Genomic DNA, 15,256 nt, shown 5'->3' with positions numbered 1-15,256 from the left:
GTGGCCGTTCCGGGGCAGCCGGCCGATCCCGGAGCCGTCCTTCCCTCGTCGGCCGACGCGTTGCTGGGCGGGAGAACATCTCTGTTCGCTTTACGCGGAATTCTCCGGACTCGACCCCGGGAGTTCCCTGTGTGATCGATCACAGTGGTGGATTTCCGGCCATCTACGCTCCGTGAGCGGAAGCCGGTGGAAAACCAGGAAAAGTCCGGGTTTTCAGGGGCCCGTATCACGGGAAGTACACGGGGTGGCGCCTGTGCAGTGCGACATTCGGACCGTGTACGGTCCCGATCGCCATCCAACCTGATCACTCTTGAGGGGTCCGGTTGGGTGTCGATTGAGTAACAGACCTTGATGTGAGGCAAAATCTCCGCCTCAGGTCGGGCACAAGTCCGGCCTCTCACGCGTTACGTGCGCTGAGACACCGCAGACACCCAGAGGGGGAGAGCGACATGGCAACCGATTACGACACCCCACGTAAGACCGATGACGATCTCAACGAGGACAGCATTGAAGAGCTCAAGGCTCGTCGGAACGACAAGTCGACGTCGACTGTCGACGTCGACGAGTTCGAGGCCGCCGAGGGCCTGGAGCTGCCCGGAGCCGACCTCTCGAACGAGGAACTGGCCGTCCGGGTGCTGCCCAAGCAGGCTGACGAGTTCACCTGCATGAGCTGCTTCCTGGTACATCACAGGAGTCAGCTGGCCCGTGAGAAGAACGGCCAGCCGATCTGCCGCGACTGCGACTGAGGCACGAGCGGCCGTGGCTGGCGGGACACCGTTCGGGAAGCCCTTCAGGAAGCCACGCTTCCGGCGCAAGGGCTCTCCGGAGACTCCGGACTCCGGGCATGCCCGGAGTGCCCCGGAGCCGTGGCACGGCGCCGAGGCGCCCCACGGAGCGGGTCAGGGGCACGCCGGCCACCTGCCCTCTCCGGGCGACGCACGTGACGACGAGCGGGGCCTCCCGGCCTCGCTCGAGGCCACCGGACAGCCGGTGCCTCCGGACAGGCACCGGCGGCTGGACGCCGTCAGGAGCGGCGTCCGCAGAACCGGCGAGGCCGGCAAGGCCCTGCTCGGTCTGCTGACCGACCGCGTCATCGACATCGCCCCGCGCGTCCCGGTGCGCGATCTTGCGACACTCCGCGCGCACTTCCCCGGTCTCGGCCCCGAGGAGCTGGCCGACAAACTGATCGCGGGAGCGGCCAACGCCAGCTCCACCGTCGGCGCCGGAATCGGTGCGGCGGCGATGCTGCCCGTGCCTCCCGCCCTGCCCGCCGAACTGGCCACGGAGATCGTCTGCGTGGCCGCGGTCGAGCTGAAGCTCATCGCCGAGCTCCACGAGGTCTACGGCATGCGGCCCCCGGGCAACGTCAAGGAGCGCGCCACCGCCTATCTGACCTCGTGGTCCGAAGAACGCGGAATCGACGTCACCAAGCCCACGACGATCAACGCCGCGCTCGGCGGCCAGATGAAGCGCGAGCTGCGCCAGCAGATCATGAAGCGCATGGTCCGCAACCTGCCCAACGTGATGCCGTTCATGGTCGGCGCCGCCGTGGGCGCGGTGATGAACCGGCGCGACACCCGAAAGCTCGCCGAGCGCATCAGGAAGGACCTGCGCAAGCGGCAGATCCCCTGGGACGCGCTGCCCGACCTGCCGCGGCTGGAGCAGCCCACGGGCGAGCTGCCCCCTGAGCTTCCACCGGAGCTGCGCAGGGAGCTCGAGAGCTGAGGAAGAACCGTCTGGAGGGGGTCGCAGCGCCCTGCCCGGTCGCCAGGCAGGTTGTCCTACCGGGTCAGGCCCGTACGGCGTCCAGGGCGGCCACCAGCGCCCGGGGATCCCGGGTCGAGACATACACGTACGGCGTCGGGTCCTCCTGGTCGGTGACCATCACCCGTACCGCTGTCGGGACATAGCTGCGCAGCAGCATGAACGCCCGCGGATCCGCCTTGTACGAACGCCAGGCCCGGGCCTCCTCCGCGTCCAGCACCTCCGCGTCGCCGAGCGCCGACACCGGGATCCGCGCGTCACCGGCGACCAGCGAGCCGGCCACCACCCGGACGCGGGCAGAGCCGTAGGTGCTCACCGCGGCGGCTGCCAGCGCGCCCGCCCCGATCAGCCCTGCCAGCATCGGCACCGGACCCAGCGGAAGCAGCACCAGACCCCCGGAAAGAGCCACCAGGATGGTGATCAGCCACCACGAGCGGGGCGCGGTGAGGCGCTCGTCGTAGGACGGCGCGGAGGGCGATCCGGAGGAGGCGGCGGAGGGCTGCATGAATCCAAGCTTGGCACGGCGCGACCTGCGGCTTGCCGCGCGGGTAAGGTCTGCGCCTGTGAGTACTGCACTGACCCCTCCCGCCGACGCCATACCGCCGGTGCGGCACCCCGACGCGCCCGCCCCCGGAGAGCTGCTCGGCGCTCACTACGACCACTGCTTCGGCTGCGGCGGCGGACAGCCCCACGGGCTGCACCTGGAGGCGAAGGCCGGGGAAGGCGTCAGTCTCACCGCCGAGTTCACCGTCGCCCCCGCTCACCAGGGCGCCCCGGGCCTGGCCCACGGCGGCGTGCTCGCCACCGCTCTCGACGAGACGCTCGGTTCGCTGAACTGGCTGCTGCGCGTGATCGCGGTGACCGGGCGGCTGGAGACCGACTTCGTCCGTCCTGTGCCGGTGGACACCGTGCTGTTTCTGGAGGCCGAGGTCACCGCGGTCAGCGGCCGGAAGATCTACTCCAGGGCCACCGGCCGGATCGGCGGCCCGGAGGGGCCGGTCGCCGTCCGGGCCGAAGCACTGTTCATAGAGGTCAAGGTCGACCACTTCGTCGACAATGGCCGCCAGCAGGAGATCCAGGCCGTCATGGCGGATCCCGACCAGGTCAGGCGCGCCCGCGCCTTCGAGGTGAACCCCTGATGCGTAACCCCGTCGACGTACTGATCCGGCGGCTGGACCCCGAGGTGCCGATTCCGGCCTACGCACATCCGGGCGATGCCGGTGTCGATCTGGTGACCACGGAGGGTGCCGAGCTCGCCCCCGGAGAGCGCGTGGTCCTGCCCACCGGACTGTCCATCGCCCTCCCGGACGGATACGCGGCCTTCGTGCATCCGCGCTCCGGTCTCGCCGCCCGGTGCGGTGTCGCCCTGGTCAATGCCCCGGGGACGGTGGATGCCGGGTACCGTGGAGAGATCAAGGTGATCCTGGTCAATCTGGACCCGCGCGAGAGCGTGCGGTTCGAGCGGTACGACCGGATCGCCCAATTGGTCGTCCAGCAGGTCGAGAAGGTGCGCTTCCACGAGGTGGCGGAGCTTCCCGGATCGGCCCGGGCCGAGGGGGGCTTCGGGTCCACCGGTGGTCACACCGCTGTGGGCGGGTCAGGCGTGGACGGCCTACAGGGTGGGAATCGATACGCTTCGGTCGTATCCGACCGGGAAGGACAGTGACGTGTTCGGACGTCGCAAGAAGAGCGGTTCCGCCGACGATGTGGCGGGCGAGGCCGAGCAGGTCGTCGAGGAGCTCGACACGGACGACGCGGCGGAGGAAGACGCGCCGCGCCGGGTGAACCTTCCGCCGGCGCCCCGGCCCGACGGGCCCTGGGACGTCTCCGAGGTCTCCCAGCCCGGCGACGGCCGGGTGGACCTCGGCGGTCTCTGCGTGCCCGGAGTCGAGGGCATGGAGCTGCGGGTGGAGGTCGCGGGCGACGCGATCGTCGCGGCGACGGTCGTGCTGCAGGACAGCGCGGTCCAGCTTCAGGCGTTCGCCGCGCCCAAGAAGGAAGGCATCTGGGGCGAGGTCCGCGAGGAGATCGCCTCCGGCATCACCCAGCAGGGCGGCGTCATCGACGAGGTCGAGGGTCCGCTGGGCTGGGAGCTCCGGGCGCAGGTGCCCGTCCAGCTTCCGGACGGCACCGGGGGCGTCCAGCTCGTCCGCTTCGTCGGCGTCGACGGGCCGCGGTGGTTCCTGCGTGGAGTGATCTCCGGGCAGGGCGCGGTCCAGCCCGAGGCGGCCGGACTGCTGGAGCAGATCTTCAGGGACACGGTCGTGGTGCGCGGCGAGGGCCCGATGGCTCCGCGCGATCCCATCGTCCTCAAGCTCCCGAACGACGCTCAGATGGTGCCGGAGGGCATCCAGACGGAGGAGCAGGAAGGATCCCGCTTCTCCGGAGGGATGGGGCAGCTCCAGCGCGGACCTGAGATCACCGAGGTGCGCTGACAACCGGCTTTCCGTGATGGGGGCCGTACACCGCGAGTGGTGTACGGCCCCCATCGGCGTTTCGGCGCCCTGGGGCGCTGCTGCTCGGTCGCCGTGCTCGCGTCAGAATCGCGTCAATACGTCCATCACCACGGAATGATGTCCGTTTTGGCGGATTTGATGGATGTAGCTTCAATGAGTGTCCGCTGTGGACACAGCCGCCCACCGGGGGTGGCCATCGAAGGACAATGAGGCCATGGCACGCGGCAAGCTACGCATCTACCTCGGTGCGGCTCCGGGCGTGGGCAAGACCTACGCGATGCTCTCCGAGGCACACCGCAGGGTGGAACGCGGCACCGACTCCGTGGTCGGCTTCGTGGAGCATCACGACCGGCCCCGCACGGAGGTCATGCTGCACGGTCTCGAGCAGACCCCGCGCCGCGAGATGGCCTACCGGGACACCGTGTTCACGGAGATGGACGTGGACGCGGTGCTCCGGCGCCGGCCCGCCGTCGCCCTGGTGGACGAGCTGGCCCACACCAACGTGCCGGGCGCGCGGAACGGCAAGCGCTGGCAGGACGTCGAGGAACTGCTGGCCGCGGGTATCGACGTCATCTCGACCGTCAACATCCAGCATCTGGAGTCGCTCGGGGACGTCGTCGAGTCGATCACCGGGGTGCGACAGCGGGAGACCGTGCCCGACGAGGTCGTCCGCCGCGCCGACCAGATCGAACTGGTCGACATGTCGCCCCAGGCGCTGCGCCGCAGGATGGCGCACGGCAACATCTACCAGCCGGACAGGATCGACGCCTCGCTGTCCAACTACTTCCGCCTGGGCAACCTCACCGCGCTGCGCGAGCTCGCGCTGCTCTGGGTCGCCGACCGGGTCGACGAATATCTCCAGCAGTACCGCGGCGAGCACAACATCCGCACCACCTGGCAGGCCCGCGAGCGGATCGTCGTCGGACTCACCGGCGGCCCCGAGGGCCGCACCCTGATCCGCAGGGCAGCCCGAATGGCGGCCAAGGGCTCCGGAAGCGAGATCCTCGCCGTCTATGTCGCGCGCAGTGACGGGCTGACCTCGGCGTCTCCGAAGGAGCTGGCGGTCCAGCGCACCCTTGTGGAGGACCTTGGCGGCACCTTCCACCACGTCATCGGTGACGACGTCCCAGCCGCGCTGCTCGACTTCGCACGCGGGGTCAACGCCACCCAGATCGTGCTCGGCTCCTCGCGCCGCAAGACCTGGCAGTACGTGTTCGGGCCCGGAGTCGGCGCGACCGTCGCCCGGGAGTCCGGGCCCGACCTCGACGTACACATCGTGACGCACGAGGAGGCCGCCAAGGGCCGCGGTCTGCCCGTCGCACGCGGTGCCCGGCTGGGCCGCTCCCGGATCATCGCGGGATGGTTCGCCGGCGTCCTGGGCCCCGTGCTGCTGGCCCTGGTCCTCACGAGGATCCAGCAGGGCGGGACGGAGCTCGGACTCGCCAACGACATGCTGCTGTTCCTGGCGCTGACCGTGGCGGCGGCGCTGATCGGCGGGCTGCTGCCCGCGCTGGCCTCGGCCGCCCTGGGCTCACTGCTGCTGAACTACTACTTCACCCGGCCGCTGCACCTGTTCACGATCGCCGACCCCCGCAACATCGTCGCGATAGTGATCTTCGTGGCGGTCGCCATCTCGGTGGCCTCGGTCGTGGACCTCGCGGCCCGCCGCACTCACCAGGCCGCCCGGCTGCGCGCCGAGTCCGAGATCCTGTCGTTCCTCGCGGGCAGCGTGCTGCGCGGCGAGACCACCCTGGACGCGCTCCTGGAACGGGTGCGGGAGACCTTCGGTATGGAGTCGGTGGCGCTTCTGGAGCGCACCGGCGACGTGGAGCCCTGGGAGTGCGCGGGCAGCGTCGGCCCCTCACCCGCCGCCCGCCCCGATGACGCGGATGTGGACATGCCGGTCGGCGACCATATGGCGCTGGCCCTGTCCGGGCGGGTGCTGCCCGCCGCCGACCGTCGTGTCCTCGGTGCCTTCGCGGCTCAGGCGGCCGTGGTCCTGGACCGCCAGCGACTCGTGGACGAGGCCGAGGAGGCCCGCAAGCTCGCCGAGGGCAACAAGATCCGCACATCGCTGCTGGCCGCCGTCAGCCATGATCTGCGCACCCCGCTGGCCGGTATCAAGGCGGCCGTCAGCTCGCTGCGATCCGACGACGTCGAATGGTCCGACGAGGACCGCGCCGAGCTCCTCGAAGGCATCGAGACCGGGGCCGACCGGCTCGACCACCTGGTCGGCAATCTGCTGGACATGTCCAGGCTCCAGACCGGCACGGTCACGCCCCTCATCCGCACCATCGACCTCGACGAGGTGGTGCCCATGGCGCTCGTCGGGGTCCCCGACTCCGCCGTCGGCCTCGACATCCCGGAGACCCTTCCGATGGTGCGCGTCGACAAAGGACTGCTGGAGCGAGCCGTGGCCAACATCGTCGAGAACGCCGTCAAGTACAGCCCCGACGCGAGCCCCGTCCTGGTGTCCGCGAGCGCGCTCGGCGACCGTGTCGAGGTGCGGGTCGTGGATCGTGGCCGGGGCGTGCCCGACGAGGCGAAGGACCGGATATTCGAGCCCTTTCAACGCTACGGTGACGCCCCGCGCGGTGCGGGCGTCGGACTCGGGCTCGCCGTGGCCCGGGGCTTCGTGGAGTCCATGGGCGGCACGCTGACGGCGGAGGACACACCCGGTGGCGGCCTGACGATGGTGCTGACCCTCCAGGGGGCGCCCGGCAGCGCCCCCGCCGGCTCCGAGCTGCCCGCCCAGGTCACCACCTGACCGGGGCCCCACCGCTCCCGCGCCATCCTCCGCACGGACGAGAAGACGAGAGACGAAAGGCAGGCACTCATGACCCGAGTGCTCGTGGTCGACGACGAGCCGCAGATCGTACGCGCCCTCGTGATCAACCTGAAGGCGCGTAAGTACGACGTCGACGCGGCCGCCGACGGTGCGACGGCGCTCCAGCTCGCCGCCGCCCGCCCCCCCGACGCCGTCGTCCTCGACCTCGGACTGCCGGACATGGACGGCGTCGAGGTGATCAAGGGCCTGCGGGGCTGGACGCGCGTCCCGATCCTGGTGCTCTCCGCGCGCCACACCTCCGACGAGAAGGTCGAGGCACTGGACGCGGGCGCCGACGACTACGTCACCAAGCCGTTCGGGATGGACGAGCTGCTGGCACGGCTGCGCGCCGCGGTGCGCAGGGCCGAGCCGGTCGGCGGCGGTGACGACGCGGTCGTCGTCATCGAGGCGGAGGGCTTCACCGTCGACCTCGCCGCGAAGAAGGTCAACCGCGGGGGCAAGGACATACGCCTCACCCCGACCGAATGGCACCTGCTGGAGGTCCTGGTGCGCAACACCGGACGGCTGGTCAGCCAGAAACAGCTGCTCCAGGAGGTGTGGGGGCCCTCGTACGGCACGGAGACCAACTATCTGCGGGTCTACATGGCCCAGCTCCGGCGCAAGCTGGAGGCGGACCCCTCGCACCCCAGGCACTTCCTCACGGAGCCCGGAATGGGATACCGCTTCGAACGCTGACCCGCGGCGGGCACCCGCCCGAAACGGCCATGATCGGTTCGTGCCCGGGCCGGGGGAGCGCCCCGGTACGCTTTCGGTATGAGTGCTGCATCTCGATCCGAGAATGGCGAGAAACCGGCCGGCCGCTTCCGCCGGATGCTCGACCGTCTGTCCAGCTCCCAGCAGGACCTCGAGTCCGAGGAGCTCCAGGAGGACTCGCAGGCATCGGGTTGCACGCGTATCTGCGACTGCGGGGACCGCCAGATCGTGAAGGTGACTGGTACCTTGCGCACGGTCACCCTGCGCCCGAGGGCCGGAGTCCCGGCCCTGGAGGCGGAGCTGTTCGACGGCTCCGCCGCCCTGGACGTGGTGTGGCTGGGCCGGCGCTCGATCGTGGGCATAGAACCGGGCCGCAGGATGATCGCCTCGGGCCGGATCGCCATGAGCCACGGCCGGCGTGTGCTGTTCAACCCCAAATACGAGCTGCGACCGCTCGGACAGGAGTAGCCGGTGACCTCCCTCGACAAGCCGACCGCGCAGGATCAGGAAGACCGTGGCCCCGAGCACAACAGGGCCGTCACGGAAGCGGCCCTGTTCGAGGCCTTCGGTGGGATCCGGGGCATGGTGGAGACGGTCCTGCCCGGGCTGCTCTTCGTCACGATCTTCACGATCAACAAGGACCTGCACATCTCGGCGATCGCCGCACTCGCGGTCTCGCTGCTGCTCGTCGCGGTACGGCTGATCCGCCGGGACACCGTGAAGCACGCGTTCAGCGGTGTCTTCGGGGTGGCCTTCGGTGTGGTCTTCGCGATGATGACCGGCAACGCGAAGGACTTCTACCTGCCGGGCATGATGTACACGCTGGGCCTCGGGCTCGCGTACATCATCACCACCCTCGCGGGCGTGCCGCTGATCGGTCTCATCCTCGGCCCGGTCTTCAAGGAGAACCTCTCCTGGCGCACCCGCAACCCGGGCCGCAAGAAGGCCTACGCGAAGGCCAGCTGGGCGTGGGGCCTCATCCTGCTGGCCAAGTGCGCCATCCTCTTCCCGCTCTACTGGTGGGCGGACACCACCCAGTTCGGCTGGGTGCTGGTGGCCCTGAAGATCCCGCCGTTCCTGCTGGCGGTCTATCTGACCTGGGTCTTCCTGGCGAAGGCACCGCCGCCCATCGACGTCTTCGCGGAGATGGAGGAGCAGGAGCGCGCCGAGGAGGAGCGAGCCGAGGGCGAGCGCAACGCAGCCCCGCGGGGCGACCACGAGGCGTAGCCCAGCCCTCTTTCGCATGAACGAATTCACGTGGTGTCCGCGTGAACGAACGGCCCGGGACCAGAAGGTCCCGGGCCGTTCGTATGCCGGCGCTGCCGCGAAGCGCGAGCCAACCGGCCCGTCACACGCGGTACGGCCCGGGGAACCATGTTCCCCGGGCCGTACCGACGACGCGACGGGACTCACGTCAGGGCTTACGACTCGCGTCAGCTCTCCGCGGAGTCCCGGCGCACCGACAGCAGGTCCTCCAGCTGCTCCTCCCGGGCCTGGGCCGCGACGAACAGCAGCTCGTCACCCGGCTCCAGCGTCTCCTCGCCGTGCGGGGTGAGGACCCGGGGACCGCGGATGATGGTCACCAGTGAGGTGTCCTCCGGCCAGGCCACATCCCCGACCTGCGTGCCCGCGAGCGCCGATTCCGGCGGCAGCGTCAGCTCCACCAGGTTGGCGTCGCCGTGGCTGAAGCGCAGCAGCCGGACCAGGTCGCCGACGCTCACCGCCTCCTCGACCAGCGCCGACATCAGACGCGGCGTGGACACCGCGACATCCACGCCCCAGGACTCGTTGAAGAGCCACTCGTTCTTGGGGTTGTTCACCCGGGCGACCACGCGCGGCACGCCGTACTCGGTCTTCGCCAGCAGCGACACCACCAGATTGACCTTGTCGTCACCGGTCGCCGCGATCACGACGTTGCAGCGCTGCAGCGCGGCCTCGTCGAGCGACGTGATCTCACAGGCGTCGGCCAGCAGCCACTCCGCCTGCGGCACCCGCTCCACCGAGATCGCGGTGGGTGCCTTGTCGATCAGGAGCACCTCGTGCCCGTTCTCCAGCAGCTCGCCCGCGATGGAACGCCCCACCGCGCCGGCCCCGGCAATCGCGACCCGCATCAGTGACCGCCCTCCTCAGGACCCTGGGCGAACGCCGCCTCGACCTTCTCGATCTCGTCCGTGCGCATCATCACATGGACCAGATCGCCTTCCTGCAGCACCGTCTGCGACGTCGGAAGCACCGCCTCGCCCAGCCGCGTGAGGAACGCGACACGCACACCCGTCTCCTCCTGCAGCTTGCTGATCTTGTGTCCGATCCAGGCCCCCGACGTGTGCACCTCGGCGAGCTGCACACCGCCGCTCGGGTCCCGCCACAGCGGCTCCGCACCGGACGGAAGCAGCCGCCGCAGCATCTGGTCGGCGGTCCAGCGCACGGTGGCCACGGTCGGGATCCCGAGACGCTGGTAGACCTCGGCACGCCGGGGGTCGTAGATCCGCGCGGCCACGTTCTCGATGCCGAACATCTCCCGGGCGACGCGCGCGGCGATGATGTTCGAGTTGTCGCCGCTGCTCACGGCGGCGAAGGCGCCGGCCTCCTCGATTCCCGCCTCGCGCAGGGTGTCCTGGTCGAAGCCGACACCGGTCACCCGTCGCCCGCCGAAACCGGAACCCAGTCGGCGGAAGGCCGTGGGGTCCTGGTCGACCACGGCGACCGTGTGCCCCTGCTGCTCCAGGGTCTGCGCGAGCGCCGCTCCCACCCGGCCGCAGCCCATGATGACAATGTGCACCTATCTACCCCGCAGTCCTGGTCATCCGGCTGACCTGCGCAAACACCCTGGTCACTCTTCTCTCTCGGCTCTGCTGGGCAGTGGAGGGGGAACAAGCGCCCGGCGCTGCCCTTGACGAGCTTATGACGCGGCCACCAGCTTGCCCTCATCCGCGGTACCGATCCGAACGCACTGACGTACCACTGCGCATGGATCACATGGATCCCCATAGCCCTCCGTACCCGCGTATCACCACAACGTGGCGACAGGATGCCAATACACGGCCCAGAGGGGCCGCGAGTGGGCTTCGCCCGCACGGAGCCCTTACGATCCTCTGCGTGTCCAAACTGACCGACCCGCTCAAACGGATCCTGATCGGCCGGGCCCTGCGTAGCGACAGGCTGGGAGAAACGCTCCTGCCGAAGCGCATCGCACTCCCCGTCTTCGCCTCCGACCCGCTGTCCTCGGTGGCGTACGCCCCGGGAGAAGTCCTGCTGGTCCTCTCGATCGCGGGTGTGTCGGCCTACCACTTCAGCCCGTGGATCGCCGTGGCCGTCGTGGTGCTGATGTTCACGGTGGTCGCCTCGTACCGCCAGAACGTCCACGCGTACCCCAGCGGCGGCGGCGACTACGAGGTGGCGAACACCAACCTCGGCCCCAAGGCGGGTCTCACGGTCGCCAGTGCGCTCCTCGTCGACTACGTGCTCACCGTCGCCGTGTCGATCGCCTCCGGCGTGGAGAACCTCGGCTCCGCGATCCCGTTCGTGGTCGAGCACAAGGTGTCCTGCGCCATCGGCATCATCGTGCTGCTGACACTGATGAACCTGCGCGGCGTGAAGGAGTCGGGCAAGCTCTTCGCCATCCCGACCTACATCTTCGTCGCCGGTGTCTTCATCATGATCGTGTGGGGCGCTTACCGGGGGCTTGTCCTCGACGACACCATGCGCGCCCCCACCGCCGACCTCGAGATCAAACCCGAGGCGCAGGGGCTCGCCGGCTTCGCCCTGGTCTTCCTGCTGCTTCGTGCGTTCTCCTCGGGCTGTGCGGCGCTCACCGGCGTCGAGGCCATCAGCAACGGCGTGCCCGCCTTCCGCAAGCCCAAGAGCAGGAACGCCGCCACGACGCTGCTGTTCATGGGAGCCCTCGCCGTCACGATGTTCTGCGGCATCATCGGCCTCGCCATCGCCACCGACGTCAGGATGGCCGAGAACCCGGCCCACGACCTGATCCAGAACGGCACCCCGGTCGGCTCGGGCTACGTCCAGAACCCTGTGATCTCCCAGGTGGCGGCCGCGGTCTTCGGCGACGGCACCTTCTTCTTCGTCGTGCTCGCCGCCGCCACCGCCCTGGTGCTGTTCCTGGCCGCGAACACCGCGTACAACGGCTTCCCGCTGCTCGGCTCGATCCTGGCCCAGGACCGCTACCTGCCGCGCCAGCTGCACACCCGCGGCGACCGGCTCGCCTTCTCCAACGGCATCGTGCTGCTGGCGGGCGCCGCGATCCTGCTCGTCTGGGTCTACGGAGCCGACTCCACCAAGCTGATCCAGCTCTACATCGTCGGTGTGTTCGTCTCCTTCACCCTCAGTCAGACCGGCATGGTCCGGCACTGGAACCGCCATCTGGCGACCGAGCGGGACCCCGCCAAGCGCCGCCACATGGTCCGCTCCCGCGCGATCAACGCCTTCGGAGCCTTCTTCACCGGTCTGGTGCTGGTGGTCGTGCTGGGCACCAAGTTCACCCACGGGGCGTGGGTGGCCCTGCTCGGCATGGTGATCTTCTACGGAACGATGACGGCGATCCGCAAGCACTACGACCGCGTCGCCGACGAGATCGCCGCCCCGGACGAGCCGACCGACGACACCGTGCGCCCCTCCCGGGTCCACTCCATCGTGCTCGTCTCCAAGGTCCACCGCCCGACGCTGCGAGCCGTCGCCTACGCCAAGCTGATGCGCTCCGACCGGCTCGAGGCGGTCAGCATCAACGTGGACCCGGCCGAGACGAAGGCCCTCAAGGCCGAGTGGGACCGGCGCGGCATCAACGTGCCGCTCAAGATCCTCGACTCGCCCTACCGCGAGATCACCCGGCCGATCATCGAGTACGTGAAGAGTCTGCGCCGAGAGAGCCCGCGGGACGCGGTCAGCGTGATCATCCCCGAGTACGTCGTCGGCCACTGGTGGGAGCACCTGCTCCACAACCAGAGCGCGCTGCGGCTCAAGGGCAGGCTGCTGTTCACTCCGGGCGTCATGGTCACCTCGGTGCCCTACCAGCTCCAGTCGTCCGAAGCGGCGAAGGCGCGTGCCAAGAAGCGTCAGGACTGGAACGCTCCGGGCGCGGTGCGCCGTGGTCCCGTGAACGAGCGCCCCAAGGAGTCCAGCACCAAGGCCTGAGGCCCTCGCGCACCCACGTAGACTGGTGGGCTGTCGTAGTCGCACCCCCTGCCCCTTGGAGTCCTCCCCGCCATGCAGAACGCACCTGAGTCTTCGCTCGTCGGGGAGGAGTACGAGGTCGAGATCGGCCCCGTCGCACACGGCGGTCACTGCATCGCCCGCACCGACGAGGGCCGGGTGCTGTTCGTCCGGCACGCCCTGCCGGGTGAGAAGGTCGTGGCCCGCGTCACCGAAGGCGATGAAGGCTCCCGCTATCTCCGTGCCGACGCCGTCCGCGTACTGGAGCCGTCCAAGGACCGCGTCGAGGCGCCCTGCCCGTACGCGGGCCCGGGCAAGTGCGGCGGCTGCGACTGGCAGCACGCCAAGCCCGGCGCGCAGCGCCGCCTCAAGGGCGAGGTCATCGCCGAACAGCTGAAGCGTCTCGCCGGCCTCACCCCGGAGGAGGCGGGCTGGGACGGCACCGTGATGCCCGCGGAGGGCGACAAGCTCCCCGCCGGCGAGGTGCCCGCCTGGCGCACCCGCGTCCAGTACGCCGTCGACCCCTCCGGCCGCGCCGGCCTGCGCCGCCACCGCTCCCACGAGGTCGAGCCGGTCGACCACTGCATGATCGCCGGGCCCGGTGTGACCGAGCTCGGCATCGAACAGCGCACCTGGGAGGGCATGGCCTCGATCGAGGCCATCGCCGCCACCGGCTCACAGGACCGCCAGGTGATCCTCACCCCGCGTCCCGGCGCCCGGCTGCCGATCGTGGAGCTGGACAAGCCGGTCTCGGTCCTGCGCGTCCACGAGAAGGACGGCAGCGTCCACCGCGTCCACGGCCGCCCCTTCGTACGCGAACGCGCCGACGACCGCACCTACCGCGTCGGCATGGGCGGCTTCTGGCAGGTCCACCCGAAGGCCGCCCAGACCCTCGTCGAGGCCGTGATGCAGGGCCTGCTGCCCCGCAAGGGCGACACCGCCCTCGACCTCTACTGCGGCGTGGGCCTGTTCGCCGGCGCCATCGCCCAACGCGTCGGCGAGAAGGGCGCGGTGCTCGGCATCGAATCCGGCAAGCGCGCGGTGGAGGACGCCCGCCACAACCTCCAGGACCTCCCGCGGGTCCGCATCGAACAGGGCAAGGTCGAGTCCGTCCTCCCGCGCACCGGCATCACCGAAGCCGACCTCGTCGTCCTCGACCCGCCCCGCGCGGGCGCCGGCCGCTCCGTCGTCGAGTACGCCTCGGACCTCGGCGCCCGCCGCATCGCCTATGTGGCCTGCGACCCGGCAGCGCTGGCACGGGACTTGGCGTACTTCGGCGAGTACGGGTACAGGCCGCGGACGCTGAGGGCGTTCGACCTGTTCCCGATGACGCACCACGTGGAGTGCGTGGCGATTCTTGAGCCCGCCGAAAAGGGCCGCTGACCTGCGGTTTTGCAGTAGTGCCGGCGTGTCTCGACCTGTTTCGCGATATCCAACAGGTTGAGCCCATCGGGTCCGCCCCACCTGCGGATTTGTGCTGGAGTGACCGATGGGAGCGGCTGCGTGATGCTCGGTCGTCGGGACTCTTGACGCTCGACTCCGTCGGTGAGGCCGGCTGAAATCAGTGCATTGTGATGCCGGGACTGGCCTTGTCGGGGAGTCGTTGACGGCGCATTCTCTGCGAACGCTCCGCTGTGTGGTGCAACGCCTTCACCTGCTTCTCGACAGGGCGAAGGCGCTTGTGCGGTTGCTGGATGTTCGGCCATCAAGAGAGCCGCGAGGGTGAAATCGACGGCCAGACGGGCAGCTCGTAGCTTCCTGTCCGCCAGCCAGGAGAGCACCTGTAGCCGACGGGCCTCGACATTCCGTTCAAGCTCCCCACGCGCGGCCGCACTCACACCGACTCGGTGGTGTACGACCGCTCGCCCATCAATTCGGCATGAAGCCCCGCCCTTGGGAGCACGGGCCGCAGCGCGAGCAGCGCAGCCCCTATGGCGGCCATCAGCAACAGGCACACCAAGACCAGGGGGAAACACCTCGATCAGGGGCATGCCACGTGCACTCGACAGTACGGCGATCCCTGCAGCCAGCAAGCCACCGGCTATTCCACACAAGGCTGTTGCTTTCGTGTCCGCCCGCTGCACCTCGACGAAGGCGCGTTCAGCGTGCCCTTGCAGCCGCTCCGTCTCTATCGGAATATCGCATGGCTCGCTCATACCGCCCCACACCCTCCGTGGCCGTCGTGTGCTTGTCATGGCAGTTACCAGCCTGCTCGCAGCCGCCGAGGAGTGATGCCTACCGCAGGGCACGAGGAGCGGTAGGTCCCTCACTCCGCGGTCTTCCGCAGGGGTAGTCACGGAGGCGGGGATTCGGTGCCGGCGAGGCAGGGCGA

Annotated in this window: 14 protein-coding genes; 11 read left to right on the top strand and 3 right to left on the bottom strand. The window is 69.5% G+C overall.

The annotated features are described in order from the left end of the window. Positions 1–449: 449 nt before the first annotated feature. Positions 450–746 (top strand): DUF4193 domain-containing protein, encoded by a 297-nt coding sequence (locus ABZ532_RS13145; RefSeq protein ID WP_338673390.1) that lies wholly within the window; start codon positions 450–452, stop codon positions 744–746. A 13-nt stretch (positions 747–759) separates the two neighbouring features. After that, entirely contained in the window at positions 760–1,725 is a 966-nt protein-coding gene (locus tag ABZ532_RS13140) for a hypothetical protein (RefSeq protein ID WP_361281944.1), read from the top strand. A 64-nt stretch (positions 1,726–1,789) separates the two neighbouring features. Here the strand turns inward: ABZ532_RS13140 and ABZ532_RS13135 are convergent, their stop codons facing one another. Then, positions 1,790–2,269 (bottom strand): DUF3093 domain-containing protein, encoded by a 480-nt coding sequence (locus ABZ532_RS13135; protein WP_361281942.1) that lies wholly within the window; start codon positions 2,267–2,269, stop codon positions 1,790–1,792. A gap of 58 nt (positions 2,270–2,327) precedes the next feature. Here ABZ532_RS13135 and ABZ532_RS13130 point away from each other — a divergent pair, with 58 nt between their 5' ends. The 7 genes from ABZ532_RS13130 (at position 2,328) to ABZ532_RS13100 (ending at position 8,988) form a co-directional block, all read left to right on the top strand. After that, positions 2,328–2,903 carry a PaaI family thioesterase gene (locus tag ABZ532_RS13130; RefSeq protein WP_361281940.1) on the top strand — a complete coding sequence of 192 codons (576 nt, stop codon included), beginning with the start codon at positions 2,328–2,330 and terminating at the stop codon, positions 2,901–2,903. Beyond that, complete coding sequence (gene dut / locus ABZ532_RS13125; protein ID WP_361281938.1) at positions 2,903–3,430, top strand: dUTP diphosphatase; 528 nt, start codon at positions 2,903–2,905, stop codon at positions 3,428–3,430. The genes ABZ532_RS13130 and dut overlap by 1 nt, the downstream gene beginning before the upstream one ends. 1 nt (position 3,431) lies before the next feature. Beyond that, complete coding sequence (locus ABZ532_RS13120) at positions 3,432–4,199, top strand: DUF3710 domain-containing protein (protein ID WP_361281936.1); 768 nt, start codon at positions 3,432–3,434, stop codon at positions 4,197–4,199. Between the two features lie 235 nt (positions 4,200–4,434). Continuing rightward, entirely contained in the window at positions 4,435–6,987 is a 2,553-nt protein-coding gene (locus ABZ532_RS13115) for a sensor histidine kinase KdpD (protein ID WP_361281934.1), read from the top strand. Positions 6,988–7,056: 69 nt separating this feature from the next. Then, a complete protein-coding gene (locus tag ABZ532_RS13110) occupies positions 7,057–7,743 on the top strand; it encodes a response regulator (RefSeq protein ID WP_361281932.1) in 687 nt (228 codons plus the stop codon). A gap of 78 nt (positions 7,744–7,821) precedes the next feature. After that, positions 7,822–8,229 carry an OB-fold nucleic acid binding domain-containing protein gene (locus tag ABZ532_RS13105; protein ID WP_361281930.1) on the top strand — a complete coding sequence of 136 codons (408 nt, stop codon included), beginning with the start codon at positions 7,822–7,824 and terminating at the stop codon, positions 8,227–8,229. Positions 8,230–8,232: 3 nt separating this feature from the next. After that, entirely contained in the window at positions 8,233–8,988 is a 756-nt protein-coding gene (locus ABZ532_RS13100) for a DUF3159 domain-containing protein (RefSeq protein ID WP_361281928.1), read from the top strand. Positions 8,989–9,194: 206 nt separating this feature from the next. Here the strand turns inward: ABZ532_RS13100 and ABZ532_RS13095 are convergent, their stop codons facing one another. Both ABZ532_RS13095 and ABZ532_RS13090 read right to left on the bottom strand, forming a co-directional pair. Continuing rightward, positions 9,195–9,872: a TrkA family potassium uptake protein gene (locus ABZ532_RS13095; RefSeq protein ID WP_361281926.1), complete on the bottom strand. Its 678-nt coding sequence runs from the start codon at positions 9,870–9,872 to the stop codon at positions 9,195–9,197. Next, positions 9,872–10,540, bottom strand: coding sequence for a TrkA family potassium uptake protein (locus tag ABZ532_RS13090; protein WP_361281924.1), 669 nt, complete (start codon positions 10,538–10,540; stop codon positions 9,872–9,874). Before ABZ532_RS13090 ends, ABZ532_RS13095 begins: the two co-directional genes overlap by 1 nt. Positions 10,541–10,857: 317 nt before the next feature. On the opposite strand from ABZ532_RS13090, the gene ABZ532_RS13085 reads away from it, so the two are divergent. Together ABZ532_RS13085 and ABZ532_RS13080 are read left to right on the top strand one after the other, a co-directional pair. Further along, positions 10,858–12,906 carry an APC family permease gene (locus tag ABZ532_RS13085; RefSeq protein ID WP_361281922.1) on the top strand — a complete coding sequence of 683 codons (2,049 nt, stop codon included), beginning with the start codon at positions 10,858–10,860 and terminating at the stop codon, positions 12,904–12,906. Between the two features lie 72 nt (positions 12,907–12,978). Further along, positions 12,979–14,307, top strand: coding sequence for a class I SAM-dependent RNA methyltransferase (locus tag ABZ532_RS13080; RefSeq protein WP_361281920.1), 1,329 nt, complete (start codon positions 12,979–12,981; stop codon positions 14,305–14,307). Positions 14,308–15,256: the final 949 nt, after the last annotated feature.

It is taken from the genome of Streptomyces sp. NPDC019396, assembly GCF_040632375.1.
Taxonomy (GTDB): Bacteria; Actinomycetota; Actinomycetes; order Streptomycetales; family Streptomycetaceae; genus Streptomyces.
This window is presented reverse-complemented; position numbering and strand designations above follow the sequence as displayed.

Bases quoted from the DNA above. Each gene is read 5' to 3' on its own strand.
- ABZ532_RS13145 (WP_338673390.1), top strand. From the start codon at position 450: ATGGCAACCGATTACGACACCCCACGTAAGACCGATGACGATCTCAAC.
- ABZ532_RS13135 (WP_361281942.1), bottom strand. From the start codon at position 2,269: ATGCAGCCCTCCGCCGCCTCCTCCGGATCGCCCTCCGCGCCGTCCTAC.
- dut (WP_361281938.1), top strand. From the start codon at position 2,903: ATGCGTAACCCCGTCGACGTACTGATCCGGCGGCTGGACCCCGAGGTG.
- ABZ532_RS13115 (WP_361281934.1), top strand. From the start codon at position 4,435: ATGGCACGCGGCAAGCTACGCATCTACCTCGGTGCGGCTCCGGGCGTG.
- ABZ532_RS13110 (WP_361281932.1), top strand. From the start codon at position 7,057: ATGACCCGAGTGCTCGTGGTCGACGACGAGCCGCAGATCGTACGCGCC.
- ABZ532_RS13105 (WP_361281930.1), top strand. From the start codon at position 7,822: ATGAGTGCTGCATCTCGATCCGAGAATGGCGAGAAACCGGCCGGCCGC.
- ABZ532_RS13095 (WP_361281926.1), bottom strand. From the start codon at position 9,872: ATGCGGGTCGCGATTGCCGGGGCCGGCGCGGTGGGGCGTTCCATCGCG.
- ABZ532_RS13080 (WP_361281920.1), top strand. From the start codon at position 12,979: ATGCAGAACGCACCTGAGTCTTCGCTCGTCGGGGAGGAGTACGAGGTC.